Genomic DNA, 23,936 nt, shown 5'->3' on the forward strand with positions numbered 1-23,936 from the left:
AGGCGTCGCTGTGCTTAAACGCACAACGGGTGCGCGAAATCGCGTGTTTCTTCCGCGAAATTACTCACTAAGCTGGTTGGGGACAAGAACAAAAACAGGCCCTGAGGTCCTCTATGTCATCAGTCGATTCTGCCCACGACTATGTGATCGTGGGTGCCGGCCCCGCTGGCTGCTTGCTGGCAAACCGGTTGTCTGCCGACCCGTCATGCCGGGTGCTGCTGCTCGAAGCCGGTGGGCGGGATAACTACCCTTGGATTCACGTGCCAGTGGGCTACCTGTACTGCATCGGTAACCCGCGCACGGACTGGTGCTTCAAGACCGAGGCCCAGCCTGGGCTGCAAGGTCGATCGCTGGGTTACCCTCGTGGCAAGGTCCTGGGCGGGTGCTCTTCGATCAATGGCATGATTTACATGCGTGGCCAGGCAGCTGACTACGATCACTGGGCTAGCCTAGGCAACCGGGGCTGGGCCTGGAAAGACGTGTTGCCGCTGTTCAAGCAAAGCGAAAGCCACCATGGCGGTGCCAGCGAACACCATGGTAGTAGCGGTGAATGGCGTGTAGAGCGCCAACGCTACAGCTGGCCGATCCTCGACGCTTTCCGCGATGCAGCCGAGCAGACGGGTATTACCAAGGTCGATGACTTCAATACTGGTGACAACGAAGGCTGTGGATATTTTCAGGTCAACCAGCGCAGTGGTGTTCGCTGGAACGCATCCAAAGCCTTTTTGCGACCCATCAAACACCGTCCTAACCTGAGTGTCCTGACCGATGTGCAGGTGGACCAGGTGCTGCTCAGCAACACGCGTGCTCGCGCAGTTAAAGCCTATTGGCAGGGCAGCTGGCACGAGTTCTCGGCGCGACGAGAGATTGTGCTGTGTGCAGGTGCAGTAGGCTCGCCCGGCATCCTGCAACGCTCGGGCATTGGTCCACAGCAGTTGCTGGAGGGCTTGGGTATCGGGGTGCGCCATGCCGTACCGGGTGTGGGTAGCAACCTGCAGGATCACTTGCAACTACGGCTGATCTACCAGATCGGCAACGCACGTACCCTCAACCAGATGGCCAATAGCCTGTGGGGGAAGATGGGCATGGGCCTGCGCTACCTGTACGATCGCAGCGGTCCGCTGGCCATGGCCCCGAGCCAGCTGGGCGCCTTCGTGCGCTCGAGCCCCGACCAGGCCACTGCGAACTTGCAGTACCACGTGCAGCCTCTGTCACTGGAGCGTTTTGGCGAGCCGTTGCATCAGTTTCCAGCCTTCACGGCTTCGGTGTGCAATTTGCGGCCACTGAGCCGTGGACGTATCGATATTCGCAGTGCAGACATGCACAGCGCGCCCTTGATCGACCCCAATTACCTCAGCGACCCCCAGGACCTGCGCGTCGCCGCCGACGCCATTCGTCTCACCCGGCGCATTGTGCAGGCCCCTGCCCTTGCCGCCTTTGCGCCCAAGGAATATCTGCCAGGGCCTGCCCTGCAGACCGAAGAACAGCTGCACGAAGCGGCGGGCAAGATAGGCACGACGATCTTCCATCCCGTAGGGACCTGCCGCATGGGCAATGGCCCTATGGATGTGGTCGATGACCAGCTTCGTGTTCATGGCATCCCAGGCCTTCGCGTGGCAGACGCATCGATCATGCCCCAGATCACGTCGGGCAATACCTGTTCACCTACCCTGATGATCGCCGAGAAGGCGGCGCAGCTTATTTTGAAAGGAGTAGCCACTACGACCTTCCTCAACCAGGATGCAGTACCAACACCCTGACCGGGTGTGCAATACGACAGCGCGTAGTCGGACGCTGTCGGCAGTGGAACAACAAGAATAATCACTGTGGCCTGCGGGCCGAGGACAGCAACGATGTCGGATTACATCCAAGAGCAGGATGCGGCCGCCAGCCGCCCCAGTCGTCGTGAAGAACGCAAGATCATCTTCGCGTCATCGCTCGGTACGGTTTTCGAGTGGTACGACTTTTTCCTCTACGGCGCCCTGGCTGCCGTGATCAGCAAGCAGTTTTTCGCGGGCGTCAACGACACCACCGCGTTCATTTTTGCACTGATGGCGTTTGCCGCGGGCTTTCTGGTGCGACCGTTTGGCGCGCTGGTGTTCGGCCGCCTGGGGGACATGATCGGGCGCAAGTACACCTTTCTCATCACCATCGTGCTGATGGGACTGTCCACGTTCGCCGTTGGCCTTTTGCCCACCTATGCCAGCATCGGCATCGCAGCGCCGATCATCCTGGTCGTGCTGCGCATGCTGCAAGGCCTGGCGCTGGGCGGTGAGTACGGCGGTGCAGCCACCTACGTGGCCGAACATGCGCCACCTGGCAAGCGGGGGTTCCATACTGGGTTCATTCAGTCCACCGCCACCTTGGGTCTGTTGCTGTCATTGCTGGTGGTACTGGGCAGCCGTTACGTGAGTGGCGATCAGTTCGAAACCTGGGGCTGGCGGCTGCCGTTCCTGCTGTCCATCGTGCTGCTGGGGATCTCGACCTGGATTCGGATGAGCATGCACGAGTCACCGGCTTTCGTGAAAATGAAGGCACAGGGCAAGGTCAGCAAGTCGCCAATTCGTGAGTCATTTACGTCCTGGCCAAACCTGAAGGTCGTGCTCACTGCGCTGTTCAGTATCAATGCGGGCCAGGCTGTTACCTTCTATACGGCACAGTTCTACGTGCTGTTTTTCATGACCCAGATGTTGAAGATGGACCCGGCCCAGGCCAACACCCTGCTGATCATCAGCGTGGTGATCGGGGCGCCGTTTTTCGTGTTCTTTGGATGGCTGTCCGATCGGATTGGGCGCAAACCGATATTGATGCTGGGCCTGCTGTTGGCCACGGTGCTCTACTTCCCCTTGTTCAAGGCCCTTAGCTTCTACGCCAACCCGCAGATCGACACCGCCAGCCGCCAGGCACCCATCGTCGTCACCGCTGACCCGAAAGGTTGCACCTTCCAGTTCGACCCTGTGGGCAAAGCCCGCTTCGATAGCCCTTGCGACAAGGTAAAGACCTTCCTGGTCAAGCAGGGCTTACCCTACAACTCGGTAAGCGTTGATGGCAGCGACGTGGTCGTGAGCATCGGCGACAAGACCATCAATGGCTATGACGAAGCGGCCATGCGTGCGGCGGTCGAGCAGGCCGGGTACCCCGCTAAGGCTGATCCGGCCCAAGTCAACAGCGTGATGGTGGTGGTGTTGATTGTGGCCATGATCCTGATCGCCACCATGACCTATGGACCGCTGGCTGCCGTGATGGTCGAGCTGTTCCCTACGCGTATCCGGTACACCTCCATGTCCTTGCCCTATCACATCGGCAATGGCTGGTTCGGCGGTTTCCTGCCCACGGTATCGTTCGCTTTGGTGGTCTACACCGGGGATATTTTCTACGGGTTGTGGTATCCGGTACTGGTCACAGGCATCAGCCTGGTAGTGGGCATCTTCTGTCTCAAAGAGACCAAGGATGTGGACATCGACAAGGTGTGATTCGCTAAACCGCAGCCATAAAAAAACCGGCTCTAAAAGCCGGTTTTTTTATGCCGTGAAAAAACTTATGCACGTTTTTCCAAAAAATCAATAAAGAACAAATATGCAGCAAATTCATAGGCTTAGCTAATTTTCGCAACAGCTAATCCATAATTTGCTCACACGTTATCCACAAGCGGCTCAGGCCTGGGCCTGCGTGCTTTCTTCGACCTGCGCAAGAGAGCCCAGGCCCCGTTGGGTGGCTTCGTTCCAGGCTTGGGCGCGGTCATTGAGTTCGGCGATGGCGCGAGGGCCTGTGCCGTTGGCGTACATGGGTTCGCCGATCACCACTTCGATGGTGCCAGCGTGCTTGCCCCAGCCATTCTTCGGCCAGTACTTGCCGGCATTGTGGGCAATGGGTAACACCGGTAGCCCAGCGTTTACCGCCAGCGCCGTTCCGCCTCGAGAGAACTTGCCCACCGTGCCAAAAGGTACGCGTGTGCCCTCCGGGAAAATCAGGACCCAGGTTTTCTGCTTGAGCAGTTCATCGCCCTTCTTGGCCACCTGGCGCAAGGCTTCCTTGGGGTTGTCGCGGTCGATGGCAATGGGGCGCAGCATGGCCATGGCCCAGCCAAAGAAAGGCACATACAGCAGTTCACGCTTGAGCACTTGGCTGAGCGGCGAGAAATACTGGGACAGGAAAAACGTCTCCCAGGTGCTCTGGTGATTCGACAAGATCACGCAGGGCTCGGCTGGCACGTTTTCAGCGCCGGTAATCTTGTAATCGATGCCTACGATGACGCGTGCCAGGAAAATAGCGCAGCGGCACCAGTACACATTGATGAATCTGTAGCGCTTGGGGAACGACAGAAATGGCGCAACGAAGAAGCTCAGCGAGCACCAGAGCAGCGAACTGGTACCCAGCAGCAGGTAAAAAAGAAAGACTCTGATCGCCTGCAGGATCGACATAGTGGTTCGTACCATTGCGGGACTTGCCCGCTTTTAGAAAAGTGCGCCCAAAGGCGCACCGTTTAGATAAGTGCTCTGGCGATGGCAGCCAGATCGTCGTAGATCAGGGTTGAGGCCGGAACGCCCTTCTCAAGGGTGCGTTCGCCTTTGCCTGTCTTTACCAGAACAGGTTGTGCATCGACGGCCAGCGCAGCCTGTAGGTCACTTTGGCTATCGCCCACGAACCAGACGCCCTCAAGGTTTGCCTGGTAATGCTCGGCGATGGCCTGCAACAGGCCCGGCTTGGGCTTGCGGCAGTCGCAGCCTTCATCGGGGCCATGCGGGCAATACACGATATGCCCCACCTCACCGCCCTGCTCGGCCACCAGCATGCGCAAGCGCGCATGCATGGCCTCGAGCGTCGCGATTGGGTAATAACCACGGGCGATACCGGACTGGTTGGTGGCCACGGCCACCGTCCAGCCCGCTTTGCTCAACTGCGCGATCGCCTCGATGGCGCCAGGGATGGGCACCCATTCATCCAGCGACTTGATATAGGCGTCGGAGTCCTGGTTGATGACCCCGTCACGATCGAGAATCAGCAGTTTCAAGGCTTACCCCAGCAGCGAAATGTCGGCCACGCCCAGGAACAGCCCACGCAGACGGCTGAGCAGGGCATATCGGTTGGCACGTACCTTGGCGTCCTCGGCATTGACCATCACGGCCTCGAAGAAGGCATCGACCGGATCACGCAGTGCGGCAAGGCGCGCCAGCGACTCGCTGTACTGGCGTGCAGCAGCCATCGGTTGCACAGCCTGATCGGCTTGCTGGATGGCCGAGTACAGCGAGAACTCGTTGGCGTTGTCGAAGTACTTGGGCTCGACCTGTTCGGCGATGGCGCCTTCTGCCTTGCTCAACAGGTTCGACACGCGCTTGTTGACGGCGGCCAGTGCCTCGGCTTCGGGCAGCTTGCGGAAGGCCTGGACAGCCTGAACGCGCTGATCGAAGTCCAGTGCAGAACCCGGCTGAAGCGCGCGAACCGAAAGGTAGGTGGCGACGTCGATGCCTTCGTCTTCGTATCGAGCACGCAGCCTGTCGAAGATGAACTCCAGCACCTGGTCAGCCAGCCCGGCAGCCTTGACCTTGGCCCCGTATTGCTTGACCGCGAACTGCACGGCACCGGTCAGGTCCAGGTCCAGCTGCTTCTCGATCAGGATACGCAGCACGCCCAGTGCGGCGCGGCGCAGGGCGTACGGGTCCTTGCTGCCGGTTGGCAGCATGCCGATGCCGAAGATACCCACCAGGGTATCGAGCTTGTCGGCGATGGCGACGGCAGCACCGGTCAAGGTCTGAGGCAGTTCTGCACCAGCACCGCGTGGCATGTACTGCTCGTTCAGCGCCAGCGCCACATCCTGCGGTTCATCGTCGTTGAGCGCGTAGTAGTAGCCGGCTACGCCCTGCATCTCTGGGAACTCACCGACCATTTCCGTGGCCAGGTCGCACTTGGACAGCAAGCCGGCACGCGCGGCCCGTTGAGCATCGCCGCCAATCAAGGGCGCAATGAACGCTGCCAGTTTCGATACTCGCTCGGCCTTGTCATAGACCGTACCCAGCTGGGCCTGGAATACCACATTCTTCAAGCGCTCGTTGAAGGTTTCCAGCGGTTGCTTCTTGTCCTGCTTGAAGAAGAACTCGGCGTCGGTCAGGCGCGGACGCACGACCTTTTCATTACCCTGCACGATCTGCTTGGGGTCGCGGCTCTCGACGTTGGCCACGGTGATGAAGCGCGGCAGCAGCTTGCCTTCGCTGTCGAGCAGGCAGAAGTACTTCTGGTTGTCCTGCATGGTGGTGATCAAGGCTTCTTGCGGCACCTCCAGGAAACGCTCTTCGAACGAGCACACCAGCGGTACCGGCCACTCGACCAGCGCGGTCACCTCGTCCAGCAACGCGGGCGGCACGATAGCGGTGCCTTCCTGCTGCATGGCCAGCTCGGCGGTGCGTTTGGCGATCAGGTCGCGACGCTCACTGAAATCGGCCAGCACGTAGGCCTTGCGCATGTCTTCGACATAGTTGGCCGGGGCGCTGATGGTGACGTTTTCCGGATGGTGGAAGCGGTGCCCGCGCGATTGGCGGCCGGCTTTCTGGGACAACAGGGTGCAGTCGACCACCTGATCGCCTAGCAGCATCACCAGCCATTGGGTCGGACGCACGAACTCTTCACGGCTTGCCGCCCAGCGCATGCGCTTGGGAATAGGCAGGTCGTTGAGCGAGTCTTCGACGATGGTCGGCAGCAGGCCTGCGGTCGCCTTGCCGGGGATGTGCTGGGAGAAGCGCAGCTTGGGGCCGCTACGGTCGATGTCGGCCAGCTCCACACCGCACTTCTTGGCAAAGCCCAGTGCAGCCTGGGTCGGCTCGCCTTCTGCGTTGAAGGCCGCTTGCAGGGGCGGGCCATCAATGTTGATGCTGCGGTCAGGCTGCTGCACATCGAGTTGACGGATCAGCACCGCCAGGCGACGCGGCGCGGCGTAGACCGATTTGCCGGTGTAGTTCAGGCCAGCAGCTTGCAGGCCTTTTTCGATACCGGCCAAAAACGCGTCGCCCAGGGTCGCAAGGGCCTTGGGTGGCAGCTCTTCGGTGCCCAGTTCTACCAGGAAATCTTGAGCACTCATTGTGCAGCCTCCAGCTTAGCCAACACTTCGTCACGCAGTTCGGGGGTCGCCATCGGGAAGCCCATGCGCGCACGGGCCTGCAGGTAGCTTTGCGCCACGTCGCGGGCCAGGGTTCGCACCCGCAGGATGTAACGCTGGCGCTCGGTCACCGAGATGGCGCGACGGGCATCGAGCAGGTTGAACGTATGGGATGCCTTGAGGACCATTTCATAGGTCGGCAACGGCAGCTCCAGCTTGATCAGGCGGTTGGCTTCGCTTTCGTAGAAGTCGAACAGCTCGAACAATTTCTCGACGTTGGCGTGCTCGAAGTTGTAGGTCGACTGCTCCACTTCGTTCTGGTGGAACACGTCGCCGTAGCTGACCTTGCCGAACGGACCATCGGCCCATACCAGGTCGTAGACCGAGTCCACGCCCTGGATATACATGGCCAGGCGCTCCAGGCCATAGGTGATTTCACCCGTCACCGGGTAGCATTCGATACCACCGACCTGCTGGAAGTAGGTGAACTGGGTCACCTCCATGCCATTGAGCCAGATTTCCCAGCCCAGGCCCCAAGCGCCGAGGGTTGGCGATTCCCAGTTGTCTTCGACGAAGCGAATGTCGTGCACCAACGGGTCCAGACCGATGGCCTTCAGCGAGCCGAGGTACAGCTCCTGGAAGTTGGCCGGGTTGGGCTTGAGCACCACCTGGAATTGATAGTAATGCTGCAGGCGGTTGGGGTTTTCGCCATACCGCCCGTCGGCAGGGCGACGGCTTGGCTGCACGTAGGCGGCGTTCCAGGTTTCTGGACCCACTGCGCGCAGGAAGGTAGCGGTGTGGAAAGTGCCGGCGCCTACTTCCATATCGTAGGGCTGAAGCACCACACAACCTTGCTCGGCCCAGTAGTTCTGCAGGGCGAGGATCAGGTCTTGGAAGGTACGCACGGCTGGCGTAGGCTGGCTCACGAAATTCACCTGTATCTGGGGATGCGGATGTAAAGAGCGGGAGTATAACCTGATTCGCCTCGCCCTCTACTCATTGGAGCCTTATGCCACGCTGCTTTTGGTGTACCGACGATCCGTTGTACCAGGCCTACCATGACCAGGAATGGGGAACGCCCCAGCGTGACCCGGCGTTGCTGTTCGAGATGCTTTTGCTCGAAGGGTTCCAGGCAGGGCTTTCCTGGATCACCGTGCTGCGCAAGCGCAAGCGCTACCGTGAAGTGCTGGAGGGCTTCGATCCTGCGAAACTCGCGGTGATGAGCGACGAGCGCATCGAGGCGTTGATGCAGGATGCCGGCATTATCCGCAATCGGCTCAAGCTCAAGGCTGCCAGGCGCAATGCCCAGGCCTGGCTGGCTGTGGATAACCCCGCCGAGTGGCTATGGTCGTTCGTCGGCGGCGCCCCGAAGATCAATCATTTCAACACGCGCAGCGAAGTCCCGGCCGTGACCGAAGAAGCCCAAGCCATGAGCAAGGCGTTGCGCAAGGCCGGCTTCACCTTCGTCGGCCCGACCATCTGCTATGCCTTCATGCAGGCAACCGGCATGGTCATGGACCACACCACCGACTGTGATCGCTACGCCGCCTTGTCCCACTGAAGGGTTACAATGCCCGTCTTGCTGAAATAAGGAACTCGCCTGTGGAAAAGTTCAAGGGCGCCCTGATGGTCGGGGTGCTGCGACTGTTCGCCAAGTTGCCCTGGGGTGCGGTGCAACGCGTCGGGGCCGGCATCGGCTGGCTGATGTGGAAAATACCCAATGGCTCGCGCAACGTGGTGCGCATCAACCTGGCCAAATGCTTCCCCGAGATGGACCCGGTTGCCCGCGAGCAGCTGGTCGGCCAGGCACTGCGGGATATTGGCAAATCCTTCGTCGAAAGCGCCTGCGCCTGGATCTGGCCCCCACACCGTTCGCTGGAACTGGTCAAGGAGGTGCATGGGCTGGAGGTGCTGGAGCAGGCCCTGGCGTCAGGAAAGGGGGTTGTGGGTATCACCAGTCATTTGGGCAACTGGGAAGTGCTGAACCACTTCTATTGCAACCAATGCAAGCCGATCATTTTCTACCGCCCACCCAAGCTCAAGGCGGTGGACGACCTGCTGCGCGAGCAGCGTGTGCAGATGGGCAACCGCGTGGCACCTTCGACCAAGGAAGGCATCCTCAGTGTGATCAAGGAAGTTCGGCGCGGTGGCCAGGTCGGCATCCCGGCCGACCCCGAGCCGGCCGAATCGGCGGGTGTATTCGTTCCCTTCCTGGGCACTGAGGCGCTGACCAGCAAGTTCGTGCCGAACATGCTGGCTGGCGGCAAGGCAGTCGGGGTTTTCCTGCATGCCCTGCGTCTGCCTGATGGCTCAGGCTTCAAGGTGTTTCTGGAAGCCGCGCCGGAGGCGATGTATAGCACCGACGTGCACGAGTCGGCGGCCGCGATGAGCAAGGTGGTCGAGCGGTATGTGCGCGAGTATCCCAGCCAGTACATGTGGAGCATGAAGCGCTTCAAGAAGCGTCCGGCAGGTGAGGCGCGCTGGTACTGAGGCGCGCATCGCCAGCAGCGGCTGTCTGGCAGCCGATGCGTCGGCGCTAGCGAGCTCAGCGTTTGTCGAGTTTCTTGAGAAACACCGTCATCTCTTTCTCGGCCTGCTTGTCACCATGGGCCTGCGCCGACGCGATGCCGTCTTCCCAGGCCTTGCGCGCCGCTGGCAGGTCCGCCAGCAATTGGTAGGCCTTGCCTAACAACTTCCAGGCTGCCGAGTACTTGGGGTCCTGCTCGACACAGCGAGCCAGGTGCACTGCAGCCTGCGCGCCATTGCCTTCGTCGAGCCAAGCCTTGCCCAAGCCAAAGCGCAGCAATGGGTTATCCACACCCTTGGCCAGCATGTTTTCCAACGATTGGCGCATGTCCCGCCTCCTAGAAGAAACTCAAGCCGACGTGGAACAGCTTTTCCACATCCCGAATGTGTTTCTTGTCCACAACGAATAGGATCACGTGGTCACCTGATTCGATGACTGTCGTGTCGTGCGCGATGAGCACACTGTCGTGGCGAATGATGGCACCGATGGTCGTGCCTGGGGGCAGGGTTATGTCCTCGATTGCCTTGCCCACCACCTTGCTCGACTTCGCATCACCGTGGGCCACCGCCTCGATGGCTTCGGCTGCACCACGACGCAGCGAATGCACGCTCACGATATCGCCACGGCGCACATGCGCCAGCAAAGTGCCGATGGTGGCCAATTGCGGGCTGATGGCAATGTCGATTTCACCCCCCTGCACCAGGTCTACATAGGCCGGGTTGTTGATGATCGTCATGACCTTGCGTGCACCCAGGCGCTTGGCCAGCAGGGACGACATGATGTTGGCTTCGTCATCGTTGGTCAGAGCCAGGAAGATATCGGTGTCGGCGATGTTTTCTTCCAGCATCAGGTCCTTGTCCGATGCGCTGCCCTGCAGCACCACGGTACTGTCCAACGTATCGGACAGGTAGCGGCAGCGTGCCGGGTTCATCTCGATGATTTTTACCTGGTAGCGGCTTTCGATGGCTTCGGCCAGGCGCTCGCCTATCTGCCCGCCGCCAGCGATGACGACACGCTTGTTGGTTTCATCGATGCGGCGCAGCTCACCCATGACCGCCCGGATATCCTTTTTGGCGGCGATGAAGAACACCTCGTCATCGGCCTCGATCACCGTGTCACCGCGCGGTGTGATCGAGCGGTCACGGCGGAAGATCGCCGCCACCCGGGTTTCCACATGGGGCATGTGCGCGCGTATCTGGCGCAGCTGCTGGCCGACCAGCGGGCCGCCGTAGTACGCCTTCACGGCCACCAACTGCGCCTTGCCCTGGGCGAAGTCGATAACCTGCAACGAACCGGGCTGTTCGATCAGGCGCTTGATGTAGTGGGTGACGACCTGTTCTGGGCTGATCAGCACATCGACCGGGATGTGATCGTTGTCGAACAGTTCTTCGCGGGTCAGGTAGGCCGACTCGCGCACCCGGGCGATTTTTGTCGGTGTGTGGAACAGCGAGTAGGCCACCTGGCACGCGACCATGTTGGTCTCGTCGCTGTTGGTCACGGCAACCAGCATGTCGGCGTCCTCGGCGCCTGCCTGTCGCAACACCGTAGGCAGCGACCCACGCCCCTGCACAGTGCGGATATCCAGGCGATCACCCAGGTCGCGCAGGCGGTCGCCATCGGTGTCGACCACGGTGATGTCGTTGGCCTCGCTGGCCAGGTGCTCTGCAAGCGTTCCGCCCACCTGGCCGGCGCCCAGGATGATGATCTTCATCCGCTACTCCCCAGTGTGCTCAACCGCGCGAGGCGGCAATCTTGATCAGCTTGGCATAGTAGAAACCGTCGTGGCCGCCTTCCTGGGCCAACAACTGGCGCCCATGCGTCTGGCGCAGGCCCGCTTCGGTGGCCAGGTCCAGCTCGCGTGCGCCTGGCGTGCGCGCCAGGAAGGCGCCGATCACCTCGGTATTTTCGGTCGGTAGGCTGGAGCAGGTGGCGTACAGCAGCATGCCGCCCACCTCCAGTGTTGGCCACAGGGCATCGAGCAACTCGCCCTGTAAGGCCGCCAGCGGCGCGATGTCTTCGGCCTGGCGAGTGAGCTTGATGTCTGGATGACGACGGATGACGCCAGTGGCCGAGCAAGGAGCGTCCAGCAGGATGCGCTGGAACGGTTTGCCATCCCACCAACTGGCCGTGTCGCGGGCATCGCAGGCGATCAGTTCGGCGTCGAGCCTCAGGCGGTCGAGGTTTTCGCGCACGCGCACCAGGCGCTTGGCTTCAAGGTCGATGGCCACCACGTGAGAGAGCCCGGCTTCGGCCTCCAGCACATGGCAGGTCTTGCCTCCCGGGGCGCAGCATGCGTCGAGCACGCGTTGACCGGGCGCCAGCTCTAGCAGGTCGGCGGCCAGTTGCGCGGCTTCGTCCTGGACGCTGATCCAGCCCTCGGCAAAGCCTGGCAGGCCGCGAACATCCCGCGGCTCGGCCAGCACGATACCGTCACGGCTATACGCGCAGGCCTGGGCCTGGACGCCTGCATCGGCGAGCAGCTTCAGGTAGCCGTCGCGGCTGTGATGGCGGCGGTTGACGCGCAGGATCATCGGCGGGTGCGCATTGTTGGCGGCGCAGATGGCTTCCCACTGGTCCGGCCAGAAGGCCTTGAGCGCCTTTTGCAGCCAGCGTGGATGGGCGGTGCGCACTACCGGGTCGCGCTCCATGTCGGCCAGCATGGCTTCGCCGTCGCGCTGTGCACGGCGCAGCACCGCGTTCAGCAGCCCCTTGGCCCAGGGTTTTTTCAGCTTGTCGGCGCAACCCACGGTTTCACCAATGGCGGCATGAGCCGGGATGCGGGTATAGAACAACTGGTACAAGCCAATCAGCAACAACGCCTGCACATCGGCATCGGCGGCCTTGAAGGGCTTTTGCAACAGCTGCGCTGCCAGCAGGCCCAGGCGCGGCTGCCAACGGGCGGTACCAAAGGCCAGGTCTTGGGTCAGCCCGCGGTCACGGTCCTCGACCTTGTCCAGTTGCGCGGGCAGGGAGCTGTTGAGGGAGGCCTTGCCGCTGAGCACAGCGGCAAGGGCACGGGCGGCAGCCAGGCGTGGGTTCATTGGCCGAGCACCTTGCCTGGCGTGAATTTCTCTTTGCGGCTGTTGAACAGGTCAGCGAAGGCTAGCGCTTTGCCACCCGGCAATTGCAGGCGGGTCAGGCTGAGCGCCTGCTCGCCGCAGGCAACCACCAGGCCGTCTTTGCTTGCCGCCAGGATTTCACCGGGTGCGCCCTGCCCTGTGGCCAAGCACGCACCCAGCACCTTCACGGTTTCCCCGTCGAGCGTGCTGTGGCAAATCGGCCAAGGGTTGAATGCCCGAATCAGGCGCTCCAGCTGTTCAGCTGGCAGGGACCAGTCCAGACGCGCTTCGTCCTTGTTCAGCTTGTGCGCATAGGTAGCCAGGGCGTCGTCCTGCGTCTCGCCGTGCAAGGTGCCATCGGCCAGCCCGGCGATGGCCTGGATGACGGCCGCCGGCCCCATTTGCGCCAGGCGATCGTGCAGGCTGCCGCCGGTATCAGTGGCGTTGATCGGGGTGACGACCTTGAGCAGCATGGGGCCGGTGTCCAGGCCCGCTTCCATGCGCATGACGGTCACGCCGCTTTCGGCATCGCCCGCCTGCACTGCCCGCTGAATCGGGGCCGCCCCGCGCCAGCGTGGCAGCAGGGACGCGTGGCTGTTGATGCAGCCAAGGCGCGGGATGTCCAGTACCGCCTGAGGCAGGATCAAGCCGTAGGCAACCACGACCATCAGGTCGGGTGCCAAGGCTGCCAATTGTGCCTGGGCCTCGGCATTGCGCAGGCTTGGTGGTTGCATCACCGGGATGTCATGGGCCACGGCCAGCGCCTTGACGGCGCTGGGCATCAGCTTCTGACCGCGGCCTGCCGGGCGATCGGGCTGGGTGTAGACGGCCACGACTTCGTACGGGCTGTCGAGCAAAGCCTTGAGATGTTCGGCGGCAAACTCGGGAGTGCCTGCAAAGACGATGCGCATGGTGTTCTCGCTGCAAAAAGAAAAAGGCTTGCCGGAGCAAGCCTTCTGGAAGGTGGGAATCAGGCTTGCTGGCGGTGCTGTTTTTCCAGCTTCTTCTTGATTCGATCCCGCTTGAGCTGTGACAGGTAGTCGACGAACAGCTTGCCATTGAGGTGATCGAACTCGTGCTGCACGCACACCGCCAGCAGGCCTTCGCATTCCAGCTCGAACGGTGTGCCGTCACGATCCTGGGCCTTGACCCTCACGCGCAGGGGCCGATCGACGTTCTCGTAGAAGCCCGGCACTGACAGGCAACCTTCCTGGTACTGGCCCATGTCATCGGTCAGTTCCTCGACCGACGGGTTGATGAAGACGCGAGGTTCGCTGCGGTCTTCGCTGAGGTCCATCACCACGACTTGCTGGTGCACGTTGACCTGGGTCGCAGCCAGGCCGATGCCAGGGGCTTCGTACATGGTTTCAAACATGTCGTCGATCAGCTGGCGCAGGGCGTCGTCGAACGCCGTCACCGGTTTGGCGATGGTGCGCAGGCGCGGGTCCGGGAATTCGAGAATGTTCAAAATGGCCATAAGGTCAGGCAGTCACTGTGCGTTTGGTTGAAAACTGAACACACATAATAAAGGGAAACGCGGACTTCGGCACCAGGCAACCTCGTCTAGGGTGACTATTGGCGTGATAGCCCCCAGCCAATGGACAGCTTTTCAAAGTGTTACTCACAGAGTTATCCACAGGTTGCGCAGCCTGAATCAACCGTTTCGCATCAAGGATGATTGCCGATGTCTGATTGCTCTTTATCTACTTGCCCGCCTGCAGAACTGGAGGCGCGGTTGCGCCTGCATTGCCTTCCTGAGACCGGCTTGCGCCGCTTTTCTACCCTGATCGAGGCCTTCGGAAGTGCCTCATCGGCGCTCAGTGCCCCCGGTGCTGCCTGGCGCGCACTGGGCATCCCCCATGCCAGCATCGATGCAAGGCGCAGCCCTCAAGTGCGGGATGCGGCCAGTGCTGCAATGCGCTGGCTAGAGCGTCCGGGCCAGCAATTGCTGATGTGGGACAGCCCAGACTACCCCGCACTGCTCGCCGAAATCGACGATGCCCCGCCGCTGCTGTTCGTGGCGGGGAACGCTTCACTGCTCAGCCGCCCACAACTGGCGATCGTGGGCAGCCGCCGCGCGACGCCGCCGGCGGTGGACACGGCTGGCGCATTTGCCAGGTACCTTGCCCAGGCGGGCTTCGTCGTCACCAGTGGCCTGGCGGTAGGCATCGATGGTGCCGCTCACCGTGCTGCGCTGCAGGCTGGCGGGGCCACGATAGGCGTACTGGGCACAGGGCTTGAAAAACTTTATCCACAGCGGCACAAGCCGTTGGCCCAGGCGATGATCGACAACGGCAGTGCACTGGTGTCGGAGTACCCGCTCGACGCCGGGCCGCTGCCCGGTAATTTTCCCCGGCGCAACCGCATCATCAGCGGTCTTTCGTTGGGTGTGCTGGTGGTCGAGGCCAGCCTGGCCAGTGGCTCGTTGATCACGGCCCGGCTCGCCGCCGAGCAGGGCCGTGAGGTCTATGCCATTCCCGGCTCCATTCATCACCCCGGCGCCAAGGGCTGTCACCAGCTGATCCGCGACGGCGCCCTGCTTGTCGAAAGCGTCGAGCAGATACTCGAAACCCTGCAAGGCTGGCAGAACCTGCCTCCGGCAGCTGCAGACACCTTCGATCACCCGCTGCTGGCGCTGCTGCATGCGGCACCGCAGAGCACCGAAAGCCTGGCCCATTGCAGTGAGCAGCCGCTGGCAGAGGTACTGGCGCAGCTCACCGATCTGGAGCTCGCTGGCCGGGTCAGCAATCAAGCGGGACGTTGGTTTGCCCGCTCGGGCTGAGTAAACTGCGCCCAGGCAACATTCCCAGTGGAGAAACATCAATGGTGAGCAGTTTTCGTGTGCAACAAGCCGCACGTGAAATCCGGGCTGGCGCAGTGATCGCCTACCCGACGGAGGCGGTCTGGGGCCTGGGCTGCGACCCGTGGAACGAGGACGCGGTCTATCGGCTGCTGGCACTGAAGTCGCGACCTGTGGATAAGGGGTTGATCCTGGTCGCTGACAACATCCGCCAGTTCGACTTCCTGTTCGAAGACTTCCCCGAAGACTGGATCGACCGGATGGCCAGCACCTGGCCTGGTCCCAACACCTGGCTGGTGCCGCATCAGGATCTGTTACCTGAATGGGTGACCGGGCAGCACGACACCGTAGCGCTTCGCGTCAGCGACCACCCCGTGGTGCGCGAGCTGTGCGCGTTGGTCGGGCCGCTGATCTCCACGTCGTGCAACCCTGGCGGGCGCCCTGCGGCAAAGACCCGGCTGCGGGTGGAGCAGTACTTCCACGGACAACTGGATCTGGTGCTGGGTGGGGCGTTGGGCGGGCGGAAGAACCCGAGTTTGATTCGCAATCTGGCTACCGGTGAAGTGGTGCGGCCGGGTTGATGCACCTGCGGGCCATGCTGTTGGCCAGGCTTGGACCGAGCGCCTGAGCCATGCCCCTCATGACGACTTGGTTTTTTCTGATTTTTGCCAAGGCGGTTGTTTGATATTCGGTTTGGGAAATATCCTACGAGCCGCGTCCCCTTCCATCACCTTTTCAGTAGGAACCTCTCCCCATAGGCTTCAGCTGTCGCCAAATACCTTGGCGATCGGGTGTGGTAACCCGGATGTACCTGGGGCGTCACAGCTATGGCAGCTGTGCGCGGGAGGCGTCATGCCTGCCGGGAGCGCTCCAGCCCGGTTTACCACCTCGCGTACAGCTGCCGCCTTAACCGTGTGGTAACGGCTTGGCGCCAGCTTCATCGTCTGGAGCAAGCCATGAAAAAAATCGTACCTGATCCACCCCTTCCTTCTACTTCCGCCCACCCATTTGGCCGCTGCGACGCAGGTCACGAGCCGCTGTTTGCAGTCAACCCGAACATTTCCGCCGAGGACGCTCTGGTCCATGTAGCCCTGTACCTGCGTAGCGCTTACGAAACCGGCTACAAAGCCCTGGATTACATGCGAGAAGAAGGCCGTGGCATGTTCTGGTCGAACCTGCATGCGATTGAAATGGCAGAAGGCGTAGTCGAGGCCATCCTGGATGGCATCGAGTCGACTCCGCCGTCGCATAAGAAGGTGTGAGGGCTGACAGGTGTTCGCCTTTAGATTTTTAGCGCCTGTGAGATCGAGCGCCGCGTGGGCGGCGCTCGATCTGCGCAACACTACAAAACCAAGGCAAGCACCTGGTCGCCATAACGCGACCTTCTGCCAATCAAGGCAACAACACAGTGGACCCCACAGTCCGCCGCGCCGACAGCTCGCTCTGGGCCTTGGCCGCTTCGCTGAGCGGGTAGCGCTGCTGGATATCCACCGTCACTTTGCCGCTGGCAATCATGGCGAAGAGGTCATCAGCCATGGCCTGGGTGTTCTCGGCGTTGTTGGCATAGGTCGCCAGGGTCGGCCGTGTGACGTACAGCGAGCCCTTCTGCGCCAGAATGCCCAGGTTCACACCGCTCACCGCACCCGAGGCATTGCCGAAGCTCACCATCAACCCCCGCGCTTGCAGGCAATCGAGCGACGTCAGCCAGGTGTCGGCGCCCACGCCGTCATACACGACTGGGCATTTCTTGCCGTCGGTCAGCTCCAGCACCCGTTTGGCGACATCCTCCTGGCTGTAGTCGATGGTGGCCCAGGCGCCCAAGGCCTTGGCCCGCTCGGCTTTTTCGGCAGAGCTCACGGTACCGATGAGCTTGGCACCCAGCGCCTTTGCCCACTGGCACGCCAGCGAACCCACACCGCCTGCGGCCGCATGGAACAGAATTACATCGCCAGGCTGCACAGCGTAGGTCTGCTTGAGCAGGTACTGCACGGTCAGGCCCTTGAGCATGACGGCGGCAGCCTGCTCGAAGCTGATGGCCTCTGGCAGCTTGACCAGGTTGGCCTCAGGCAGCGTGTGCACCTCGCCGTAGGCGCCCAATGGGCCCCCGCCATACGCCACGCGGTCGCCGACCTTCAATCGGGACACGCCAGGGCCCACGGCCTCGACTACCCCTGCCCCTTCGGTACCCAGGCCCGAAGGCAGGGACGGCGGCGCGTACAAACCGCTGCGGAAATAGGTATCGATGAAGTTCAGGCCCACAGCGTGGTTGCGCACGCGCACTTGCTGAGGCCCAGGGTCAGCGGGCTCGAAGTCAACCCACTGCAGCACTTCGGGGCCGCCGTGCTGGCTGAACTGGATACGCTTGGCCATCTCGTACTCCTGGATTCGGGATCGGGAAAGGGGCCTCTATCGGACGCCTTTGCTTGACTGCCGTCAACTGCGGGGCGCTGGCAGGCGGTGTTATGCTACGCGCCACTTGTTTCCTGCCCGCTCCTGGTGACCCGATGATTAGCCGCACCGAGGCTGTGAAAGCCTATCTGCTCGACTTGCAAGACCGCATCTGCTCAGCCCTGGAACGCGAAGACGGCGGCGCCCGCTTCGTCGAGGACGCCTGGGTGCGCGAAGCGGGTGGCGGGGGCCGTACGCGGGTGATCGGCGAAGGCACCGTCATCGAGAAAGGCGGGGTGAATTTCTCCCATGTGTTCGGCACCGGGTTGCCGCCTTCAGCCAGCGCCCATCGGCCGGAGTTGGCTGGGCGCGGTTTCCAGGCGCTCGGGGTGTCGCTGGTGATCCACCCGCATAACCCCCACGTGCCTACTTCCCACGCCAACGTGCGGTTTTTCATCGCCGAGAAGGAAGGCGAAGAGCCGGTCTGGTGGTTCGGCGGTGGCTTCGACCTGACGCCGTATTACGGTGTGGAGGAAGATTGCGTGCACTGGCATCGAATCGCGGAACAGGCGTGCTCGCCTTTTGGCGCCGATGTTTACCCACGCTACAAGGCCTGGTGCGACCGGTATTTTCACCTCAAGCACCGGGGTGAGCCCCGTGGCATCGGCGGGCTGTTCTTCGATGACCTGAACGAGTGGGACTTCGATACCTGCTTCGCCTTCATCCGCGCCATCGGCGATGCCTATATCGACGCGTACCTGCCCATCGTGCAGCGCCGCAAGGGTACGCCCTATACCCCACAGCAACGGGAATTCCAGGAGTTTCGCCGGGGCCGTTACGTCGAGTTCAACCTGGTATACGACCGTGGCACGTTATTCGGGCTGCAGTCTGGCGGGCGCACCGAGTCCATCCTCATGTCGCTGCCACCGCAGGTACGCTGGGGCTACGACTGGAAACCCGCGCCAGGCAGCGAAGAGGCGCGGCTGACCGAGTACTTCCTGCAAGACCGTGACTGGCTCGGCCAGTAAGCCTGTAACCATTCAAGGAGCCGTCATGGACCAGTACGTCGTTTTTGGCAACCCGATCGGCCACAGCAAGTCGCCGCTGATTCATCGCCTGTTCGCCGAACAGACCGGCCAGGACCTGGAGTACGCCACGCTGCTGGCGCCGCTGGACGACTTCAGTGACTGCGCGCGCGGCTTCTTCAAGCAAGGCAGCGGTGCCAACGTCACCGTGCCATTCAAGGAAGAAGCCTATCGCCTGTGCGACAGCCTTACCCCGCGCGCGCGTCGTGCAGGCGCGGTGAACACGCTCAGCAAGCTGCACGACGGTACTTTGCAGGGGGACAACACCGACGGTGCGGGGCTGGTCCGTGACCTGACCGTCAATGCCGGTGTGGAACTGGCAGGTAAACGCATCCTTGTCCTCGGTGCCGGCGGCGCCGTGCGCGGGGTGCTGGAGCCGCTGCTAGCGCAAAACCCGCAGTCACTGGTGATCGCCAACCGCACGGTGGAAAAGGCCGAACGCCTGGCCGAGGCGTTCGATGAGCTGGGGCCGGTGGTGGCCAGCGGGTTCGCCTGGTTGCAAGAGCCGGTGGACGTGATCATCAATGCAACCTCGGCCAGCCTGGCCGGTGAGCTGCCACCGATTGCCAGCAGCCTCATCGAACCCGGTCGCACGGTGTGCTACGACATGATGTATGGCAAGGCGCCAACGCCGTTCTGCCAGTGGGCCACCCAACATGGCGCTGCCAAGGTGCTGGACGGTCTGGGGATGCTGGCCGAACAAGCCGCCGAAGCTTTTTATGTGTGGCGCGGTGTGCGGCCGGACACTGCTCCGGTTCTCGCTGAACTGCGCCGCCAGCTGGCGCGGGGCTGACAGCAAGCTGGGCGCCTGAGCGGCGCTTCATGTGGCTGCTCAGTCCTCGAACCGGATTGGGCAACGCGCCGGGCCTTCGAGCTTGTGCAACTCTTCGATCACCTGTGGCCTGGCGCCGCGCAAGGTCAGGCTGCCGCCCGTTCGCTGCAGCCGCCTCGCCTCGCGGTGCAGCATGTCCACCCCTGAATAGTCGATGAAGTTGACCTGCCGCGCATCCATGACCACCTGCGGGCCCTGGCAGCGCTGCAGGCGTACTTGCAGGTAATGCGCGGCACCGAAGAAGATCGAGCCGCCTACACGCAAGATGTCCGCATCGCCTTCGCGGCTCTGGTGGATGCGCGGACGCGAGGTGCGCTTGAGGTAGAAGAACAGGGAAACCAGCACACCGGCATAGATGGCCGTCTGCAATTCCAGGAGCAAGGTGGCCGCTGCCGTCAGCGCCATGACCACGAACTCGGCACGGCTCACACGCAGCAATGCGCCGATGGCCTTGCGATCAACCAGCCCCCAGCAAATCAACAGAATGCTGCCGGCCATCGCCGGAATCGGCAGGTGCGCGATCAGGCCGGCACCGGCGACGGCAAACACCGCTACCCACAGCGCCGAGAACACCCCGGCCATGGGCGAGCGTGCGCCTGCGTCATAGCTCAGGCCCGATCGGGTGAACGAGCCCGACGAGAGGTAGCCGGAAAAGAACGCACCGACGATGTTGGAGAGCCCTTGGGCACGTATCTCCTGGTCGGCGTCAATCAGTTGCTCGGAGCGCGCAGACAACGAACGGGCGATGGACAAGCTGGTCACCAGCCCCAGCATGCCAACGGCCACGGCGCTGGGGAGCAGGCGCAGTATCAGGTCCATGTCCAGCAGCGGCACGGCACTCAGAGGTGGCAGGCGCCCCTCGAACGCCGGTACACGCGGCACGTGCTCGAACACGCCGGGCAGCAGCCACGCCAGCAGGCTGACGGCCAACAGACTTATCAACAGGCTGGGCCAGCGGGGGCGCCATAGTTTCAGCGCCATGCCCACTGCAACGGTAAGCGCCCCCAGTATCAAGGACGGCACATCCATTTCGCCGGCATGGCTGGCCAAGTCCTGAGCCGTCTTCAAGGCGGTGGCCTGGCTGGGCAAATCCAGCCCGAGCAGGTTGGGCAGCTGCCCCAGCGCGATGACCACGGCAGCCCCAAGGGTGAAGCCGATCACTACCGAATGCGAGACGAAATTGACCAAGGCCCCGAAACGCAGAAGCCCCAGCAGCAACTGGAAGACACCGCCCAGAAAGGTCAGCAGCAGCACAAGGGTGATGTAGTCATCGCTTCCTGCTACTGCCAACGGGCTGACACTGGCGTAAAGCACGATGGAAATGGCCGCCGTCGGTCCGCAGATCAGGTGCCAGGAGGACCCCCACAGGCAGGCGATCAGCACCGGGACGATGGCTGCATACAGCCCATATTCCGCTGGCAGGCCGGCGATCAGGGCATAGGCGATGGATTGCGGGAGCGCAAGGATGGCGCCGCTCAAACCTACCAGCAGGTCCTGACGCAAGCTGCGGGGCGTCTGGCGCGGCAGCCAGGCTAGAAAGGGCAGCAGGCGTATGAGGCGATGCATAGGGTGGTCAAATCCCCAGGATGTGTCTGTTCTGGAGAGGTGATCTGTTTCACGAATCAACCGCAGACAGATCCGCTCTCCACTCGCTGTTTACAATGTTTGTTTCACGGCCGCGACGGCGTCTGCACCCGCTTTGGTGGTCACGCCGTTCAGCCAGCCATCCAGTGCCTCGGGGTGCGCTTTTACCCAGGCCCTGGCCGCCTCGTCGAAGCTGATCTTCTTATCCACAACCTCGGCCATGATGGTGTTTTCCATGTCCAGCGTGAAGCTCAGGTTGCTCAGCAACTTTGCCGCGTTCGGGCAGGCTTGTGGATAACCCTTACGTGTCAGCGTGAACACGTCGCCTTTGCTACCGAACCACTTCTCGCCACCGGTCAAGTAATGCATGTTCAGCTTCACGTTCATGGGGTGCGGCGTCCAGCCGAGGAAGGCTATGTACTGCTGTTTCTTGACCGCTCGATCCACCTGGGCCAGCATGGCCTGCTCGCTGGACTCCACCAGTTTCCATTTGCTCAGGCCGAAGGCATCACCCTTGATGATCTCTTGCAGCGAGAGATTGGCCGGCGCGCCTGAGCCAATGCCGTACAGCTTCCTGCCAAACTGATCGGCGTGCTTGTTCAAGTCCGCGAAATCACGTACCCCGCCTTTCCACACATAGTCCGGCACCGCCAGGGTGAATTCGGTTCCTTGCAGGTTACGCGAGAGCTGCTGCACATCCCCGTTGGCGACGAACTTGTCATGGAAGCCTTGGTGCGCAGGCATCCAGCTCCCAAGAAAGGCATCGACTTGGCCATCCTTGAGCCCGCCATAGATGATCGGCACCGCCAGGCTCTCCACCTTCACCTGGTACCCCAGGGGTTCAAGCAACAGCCGGGCCACTGCGTTGGTGGTGGCGATGTCACTCCACCCGGGGTCGGCCAGCTTGACGGTTGAGCATTGCGCGTTGTTATCGGCGGCCTGGGCGTTAAGCGTACTCAGGCTGACGGCTAGCGCGAACAAGGTAGCAGCGAACGTATGCATGGCGGGCTCTCTTTTCAATCCAGTGGGGCGGGCTGTGGATAACGTGCCTTGCGCTCGAGGTCGTCAAGATCGATGTGGTTGCGCATGTACTGCTGACTGGCGTCCACCCAAGGTTGGTGATCCCAGCTGCTCAACTTGCCAATGGCCAGTGACTGGGCCACCAGACGGCGACGTCGCTGGCTGGCCAGCACCTGCTTGCGCAGGCCGGGTATGTCCCAGCGCTGGCGCGCCTCGGTGACGAACCCCTGCAGCAATGCCTGATGATCCGGGCTGGTAGCCAGATTCTCCCGCTCGTACGGGTCGCGGCTCAGGTCATAGAGTAGACAGGGGTCGTCCTCGCTGTACACGAACTTGTAGGAACCGCGGCGGATCATCATGAGCGGGCCGACGGTACCCTCGGCCATGTATTCACCAATCACTTCGTCGTGACCACCCTGCCCTCGCAGATGGCCAAGCAGTGAGCGGCCGTCCAGGTGAAGGGATTTATCCACAGCCCCACCTGCCAGCTCGACCAGGGTAGGCAGCAGGTCGCAGGTCGAGACGGACGCACTGACGCGGCCGGCCGCGAAGCGTTGCGGGGAATGGATCAGGAGCGGTACACGGGCTGACATCTCGAACCAATGCATTTTGTACCAGAGGCCGCGCTCACCCAGCATGTCGCCATGGTCGCCCGAGAACACGATCAAGGTGTCGTCGGCGAGGTTGCATTCCTCAAGGGTGTGCAGCAATTGACCGATATTGTCGTCGATGTAGCTGCAAGCGCCGAAGTAGGCCCGCCGGGCATCGCGGATTTTGTCCACAGGGAGCGGTTTGTCCCAAAGGTCGTAGACCTTGAGCAATCGCTGGGAGTGGGGATCGAGCGAGGCTTGGCTATCCGTGTGCTTGGGTAACGGGATATCCACACCGTCGTAGCGATCCCAGTAGCGTTTGGGGATGGTGTAGGGATCGTGAGGGTGGGTCATGGACACTGTCAGACAGAACGGGCGGCCGTCGTTTTCACGGACGTGGTCATACAAATACTGACGCGCCTTGAACACCACTTCCTCGTCAAAATCCAGCTGGTTCGTACGTACGCATGGCCCGGCCTGCAGCACTGAGGACATGTTGTGGTACCAGCTTGGTCGCACGTCAGGCTCATCCCAATTCACGGCCCAGCCGTAGTCGGCCGGGTAGATATCGCTGGTCAGGCGTTCCTCATAGCCGTGCAGTTGATCGGGCCCGCAGAAATGCATCTTGCCGGACAGCGCCGTGCGATAGCCTAAGCGGCGCAGATAGTGGGCGTAGGTGGGGATATCGGCGGGGAAGTCAGCCGCGTTGTCATAGGCCCCAATACGGCTAGGGAGCTGACCACTGACGAGGGTGAAACGCGAGGGGGCGCACAGCGGGCTATTGCAGTAAGCCGAATCGAACACCACGGCCTGTGCAGCCAGACGAGTGAGATGAGGCATCTGTATGGGTGAGTCGGCGTAGATGGGCAGCAAGGGTGCTGCCATCTGATCAGCCATAATGAACAGGATATTAGGGCGTTTCATGCAAGCTCCCATCGTTGAAGGTTATGCGCAATGCTTGCCT

General features: G+C 61.8%; 22 protein-coding genes. 9 read left to right on the plus strand and 13 right to left on the minus strand.

Going from position 1 to position 23,936, the window contains the following annotated elements; translation table 11 throughout:
* Positions 1 to 113: 113 nt before the first annotated feature.
* A complete protein-coding gene (locus B2J77_RS00150; RefSeq protein ID WP_078477755.1) occupies positions 114 to 1,760 on the plus strand; it encodes a GMC family oxidoreductase in 1,647 nt (548 codons plus the stop codon).
* 93 nt (positions 1,761 to 1,853) lie between these two features.
* Positions 1,854 to 3,473, plus strand: a complete 1,620-nt coding sequence (locus B2J77_RS00155) for an MFS transporter (protein ID WP_078477756.1) — start codon at positions 1,854 to 1,856, stop codon at positions 3,471 to 3,473.
* A gap of 180 nt (positions 3,474 to 3,653) precedes the next feature.
* Here B2J77_RS00155 and B2J77_RS00160 read toward each other — a convergent pair whose 3' ends face one another.
* The 4 genes from B2J77_RS00160 to glyQ are packed head-to-tail and all read right to left on the minus strand — an operon-like array spanning position 3,654 to position 8,013.
* Positions 3,654 to 4,436: a lysophospholipid acyltransferase family protein gene (locus B2J77_RS00160; protein WP_058638765.1), complete on the minus strand. Its 783-nt coding sequence runs from the start codon at positions 4,434 to 4,436 to the stop codon at positions 3,654 to 3,656.
* Between the two features lie 47 nt (positions 4,437 to 4,483).
* Positions 4,484 to 5,011 carry a D-glycero-beta-D-manno-heptose 1,7-bisphosphate 7-phosphatase gene (gmhB, locus tag B2J77_RS00165; protein ID WP_058638764.1) on the minus strand — a complete coding sequence of 176 codons (528 nt, stop codon included), beginning with the start codon at positions 5,009 to 5,011 and terminating at the stop codon, positions 4,484 to 4,486.
* A gap of 3 nt (positions 5,012 to 5,014) precedes the next feature.
* On the minus strand, positions 5,015 to 7,069 hold the full coding sequence (glyS, locus tag B2J77_RS00170; RefSeq protein WP_058602700.1) for a glycine--tRNA ligase subunit beta: 2,055 nt from the start codon (positions 7,067 to 7,069) through the stop codon (positions 5,015 to 5,017).
* A complete protein-coding gene (glyQ, locus tag B2J77_RS00175) occupies positions 7,066 to 8,013 on the minus strand; it encodes a glycine--tRNA ligase subunit alpha (RefSeq protein WP_023532379.1) in 948 nt (315 codons plus the stop codon). Before glyQ ends, glyS begins: the two co-directional genes overlap by 4 nt.
* 83 nt (positions 8,014 to 8,096) lie before the next feature.
* Here glyQ and B2J77_RS00180 point away from each other — a divergent pair, with 83 nt between their 5' ends.
* Entirely contained in the window at positions 8,097 to 8,648 is a 552-nt protein-coding gene (locus B2J77_RS00180) for a DNA-3-methyladenine glycosylase I (protein ID WP_078477757.1), read from the plus strand.
* A 41-nt stretch (positions 8,649 to 8,689) separates the two neighbouring features.
* Positions 8,690 to 9,577, plus strand: a complete 888-nt coding sequence (locus tag B2J77_RS00185) for a lysophospholipid acyltransferase (RefSeq protein ID WP_058638761.1) — start codon at positions 8,690 to 8,692, stop codon at positions 9,575 to 9,577.
* 55 nt (positions 9,578 to 9,632) lie between these two features.
* Here B2J77_RS00185 and B2J77_RS00190 read toward each other — a convergent pair whose 3' ends face one another.
* The 5 genes from B2J77_RS00190 to def are packed head-to-tail and all read right to left on the minus strand — an operon-like array spanning position 9,633 to position 14,150.
* A complete protein-coding gene (locus tag B2J77_RS00190) occupies positions 9,633 to 9,941 on the minus strand; it encodes a tetratricopeptide repeat protein (RefSeq protein WP_078477758.1) in 309 nt (102 codons plus the stop codon).
* A gap of 10 nt (positions 9,942 to 9,951) precedes the next feature.
* Positions 9,952 to 11,325 (minus strand): Trk system potassium transporter TrkA, encoded by a 1,374-nt coding sequence (gene trkA / locus B2J77_RS00195; protein ID WP_058602697.1) that lies wholly within the window; start codon positions 11,323 to 11,325, stop codon positions 9,952 to 9,954.
* A 19-nt stretch (positions 11,326 to 11,344) separates the two neighbouring features.
* Positions 11,345 to 12,655: a 16S rRNA (cytosine(967)-C(5))-methyltransferase RsmB gene (gene rsmB / locus B2J77_RS00200; protein WP_078477759.1), complete on the minus strand. Its 1,311-nt coding sequence runs from the start codon at positions 12,653 to 12,655 to the stop codon at positions 11,345 to 11,347.
* Entirely contained in the window at positions 12,652 to 13,584 is a 933-nt protein-coding gene (gene fmt, locus B2J77_RS00205; protein WP_058638758.1) for a methionyl-tRNA formyltransferase, read from the minus strand. Before fmt ends, rsmB begins: the two co-directional genes overlap by 4 nt.
* A 59-nt stretch (positions 13,585 to 13,643) precedes the next feature.
* Positions 13,644 to 14,150 carry a peptide deformylase gene (gene def / locus B2J77_RS00210; RefSeq protein WP_023532616.1) on the minus strand — a complete coding sequence of 169 codons (507 nt, stop codon included), beginning with the start codon at positions 14,148 to 14,150 and terminating at the stop codon, positions 13,644 to 13,646.
* A 207-nt stretch (positions 14,151 to 14,357) separates the two neighbouring features.
* On the opposite strand from def, the gene dprA reads away from it, so the two are divergent.
* The 3 genes from dprA to B2J77_RS00225 all read left to right on the plus strand — a co-directional run bounded on the left by dprA (position 14,358) and on the right by B2J77_RS00225 (position 16,735).
* Entirely contained in the window at positions 14,358 to 15,455 is a 1,098-nt protein-coding gene (gene dprA / locus B2J77_RS00215) for a DNA-processing protein DprA (protein WP_078477760.1), read from the plus strand.
* Positions 15,456 to 15,496: 41 nt separating this feature from the next.
* Positions 15,497 to 16,054, plus strand: coding sequence for an L-threonylcarbamoyladenylate synthase (locus B2J77_RS00220; RefSeq protein ID WP_027913284.1), 558 nt, complete (start codon positions 15,497 to 15,499; stop codon positions 16,052 to 16,054).
* A 375-nt stretch (positions 16,055 to 16,429) separates the two neighbouring features.
* A complete protein-coding gene (locus tag B2J77_RS00225) occupies positions 16,430 to 16,735 on the plus strand; it encodes a hypothetical protein (protein ID WP_058638756.1) in 306 nt (101 codons plus the stop codon).
* Positions 16,736 to 16,865: 130 nt separating this feature from the next.
* Here B2J77_RS00225 and B2J77_RS00230 read toward each other — a convergent pair whose 3' ends face one another.
* The gene (locus B2J77_RS00230; protein ID WP_058638755.1) at positions 16,866 to 17,843 is read right to left on the minus strand and encodes an NADPH:quinone reductase; all 978 of its coding nucleotides are present in this window, start codon (positions 17,841 to 17,843) and stop codon (positions 16,866 to 16,868) included.
* 134 nt (positions 17,844 to 17,977) lie between these two features.
* Here B2J77_RS00230 and hemF point away from each other — a divergent pair, with 134 nt between their 5' ends.
* Positions 17,978 to 18,889: an oxygen-dependent coproporphyrinogen oxidase gene (hemF, locus tag B2J77_RS00235; RefSeq protein ID WP_058638754.1), complete on the plus strand. Its 912-nt coding sequence runs from the start codon at positions 17,978 to 17,980 to the stop codon at positions 18,887 to 18,889.
* Between the two features lie 25 nt (positions 18,890 to 18,914).
* On the plus strand, positions 18,915 to 19,739 hold the full coding sequence (gene aroE, locus B2J77_RS00240) for a shikimate dehydrogenase (RefSeq protein ID WP_058638753.1): 825 nt from the start codon (positions 18,915 to 18,917) through the stop codon (positions 19,737 to 19,739).
* A gap of 39 nt (positions 19,740 to 19,778) precedes the next feature.
* Here aroE and B2J77_RS00245 read toward each other — a convergent pair whose 3' ends face one another.
* The 3 genes from B2J77_RS00245 to betC all read right to left on the minus strand — a co-directional run bounded on the left by B2J77_RS00245 (position 19,779) and on the right by betC (position 23,896).
* Positions 19,779 to 21,344 (minus strand): SulP family inorganic anion transporter, encoded by a 1,566-nt coding sequence (locus B2J77_RS00245; protein ID WP_078477761.1) that lies wholly within the window; start codon positions 21,342 to 21,344, stop codon positions 19,779 to 19,781.
* Between the two features lie 90 nt (positions 21,345 to 21,434).
* Positions 21,435 to 22,364, minus strand: coding sequence for a choline ABC transporter substrate-binding protein (choX, locus tag B2J77_RS00250; protein ID WP_078477762.1), 930 nt, complete (start codon positions 22,362 to 22,364; stop codon positions 21,435 to 21,437).
* A 14-nt stretch (positions 22,365 to 22,378) separates the two neighbouring features.
* Positions 22,379 to 23,896 carry a choline-sulfatase gene (gene betC / locus B2J77_RS00255; protein ID WP_058638750.1) on the minus strand — a complete coding sequence of 506 codons (1,518 nt, stop codon included), beginning with the start codon at positions 23,894 to 23,896 and terminating at the stop codon, positions 22,379 to 22,381.
* Between the last annotated feature and the right edge of the window lie 40 nt (positions 23,897 to 23,936).

Origin of the sequence: Pseudomonas parafulva, from assembly GCF_002021815.1 — a bacterium.
GTDB classification, from domain to species: Bacteria; Pseudomonadota; Gammaproteobacteria; order Pseudomonadales; family Pseudomonadaceae; genus Aquipseudomonas; species Aquipseudomonas parafulva_B.

Excerpts from the sequence above, each read along its gene's own strand:
- glyS (WP_058602700.1), bottom strand. The coding sequence starts at position 7,069 with ATGAGTGCTCAAGATTTCCTGGTAGAACTGGGCACCGAAGAGCTGCCA.
- B2J77_RS00155 (WP_078477756.1), top strand. The coding sequence starts at position 1,854 with ATGTCGGATTACATCCAAGAGCAGGATGCGGCCGCCAGCCGCCCCAGT.
- aroE (WP_058638753.1), top strand. The coding sequence starts at position 18,915 with ATGGACCAGTACGTCGTTTTTGGCAACCCGATCGGCCACAGCAAGTCG.
- betC (WP_058638750.1), bottom strand. The coding sequence starts at position 23,896 with ATGAAACGCCCTAATATCCTGTTCATTATGGCTGATCAGATGGCAGCA.
- hemF (WP_058638754.1), top strand. The coding sequence starts at position 17,978 with ATGATTAGCCGCACCGAGGCTGTGAAAGCCTATCTGCTCGACTTGCAA.
- B2J77_RS00245 (WP_078477761.1), bottom strand. The coding sequence starts at position 21,344 with ATGCATCGCCTCATACGCCTGCTGCCCTTTCTAGCCTGGCTGCCGCGC.
- B2J77_RS00225 (WP_058638756.1), top strand. The coding sequence starts at position 16,430 with ATGAAAAAAATCGTACCTGATCCACCCCTTCCTTCTACTTCCGCCCAC.
- B2J77_RS00190 (WP_078477758.1), bottom strand. The coding sequence starts at position 9,941 with ATGCGCCAATCGTTGGAAAACATGCTGGCCAAGGGTGTGGATAACCCA.
- B2J77_RS00180 (WP_078477757.1), top strand. The coding sequence starts at position 8,097 with ATGCCACGCTGCTTTTGGTGTACCGACGATCCGTTGTACCAGGCCTAC.
- B2J77_RS00160 (WP_058638765.1), bottom strand. The coding sequence starts at position 4,436 with ATGGTACGAACCACTATGTCGATCCTGCAGGCGATCAGAGTCTTTCTT.
- trkA (WP_058602697.1), bottom strand. The coding sequence starts at position 11,325 with ATGAAGATCATCATCCTGGGCGCCGGCCAGGTGGGCGGAACGCTTGCA.
- fmt (WP_058638758.1), bottom strand. The coding sequence starts at position 13,584 with ATGCGCATCGTCTTTGCAGGCACTCCCGAGTTTGCCGCCGAACATCTC.
- B2J77_RS00150 (WP_078477755.1), top strand. The coding sequence starts at position 114 with ATGTCATCAGTCGATTCTGCCCACGACTATGTGATCGTGGGTGCCGGC.
- dprA (WP_078477760.1), top strand. The coding sequence starts at position 14,358 with ATGTCTGATTGCTCTTTATCTACTTGCCCGCCTGCAGAACTGGAGGCG.
- B2J77_RS00220 (WP_027913284.1), top strand. The coding sequence starts at position 15,497 with ATGGTGAGCAGTTTTCGTGTGCAACAAGCCGCACGTGAAATCCGGGCT.
- B2J77_RS00230 (WP_058638755.1), bottom strand. The coding sequence starts at position 17,843 with ATGGCCAAGCGTATCCAGTTCAGCCAGCACGGCGGCCCCGAAGTGCTG.
- rsmB (WP_078477759.1), bottom strand. The coding sequence starts at position 12,655 with ATGAACCCACGCCTGGCTGCCGCCCGTGCCCTTGCCGCTGTGCTCAGC.
- def (WP_023532616.1), bottom strand. The coding sequence starts at position 14,150 with ATGGCCATTTTGAACATTCTCGAATTCCCGGACCCGCGCCTGCGCACC.
- choX (WP_078477762.1), bottom strand. The coding sequence starts at position 22,364 with ATGCATACGTTCGCTGCTACCTTGTTCGCGCTAGCCGTCAGCCTGAGT.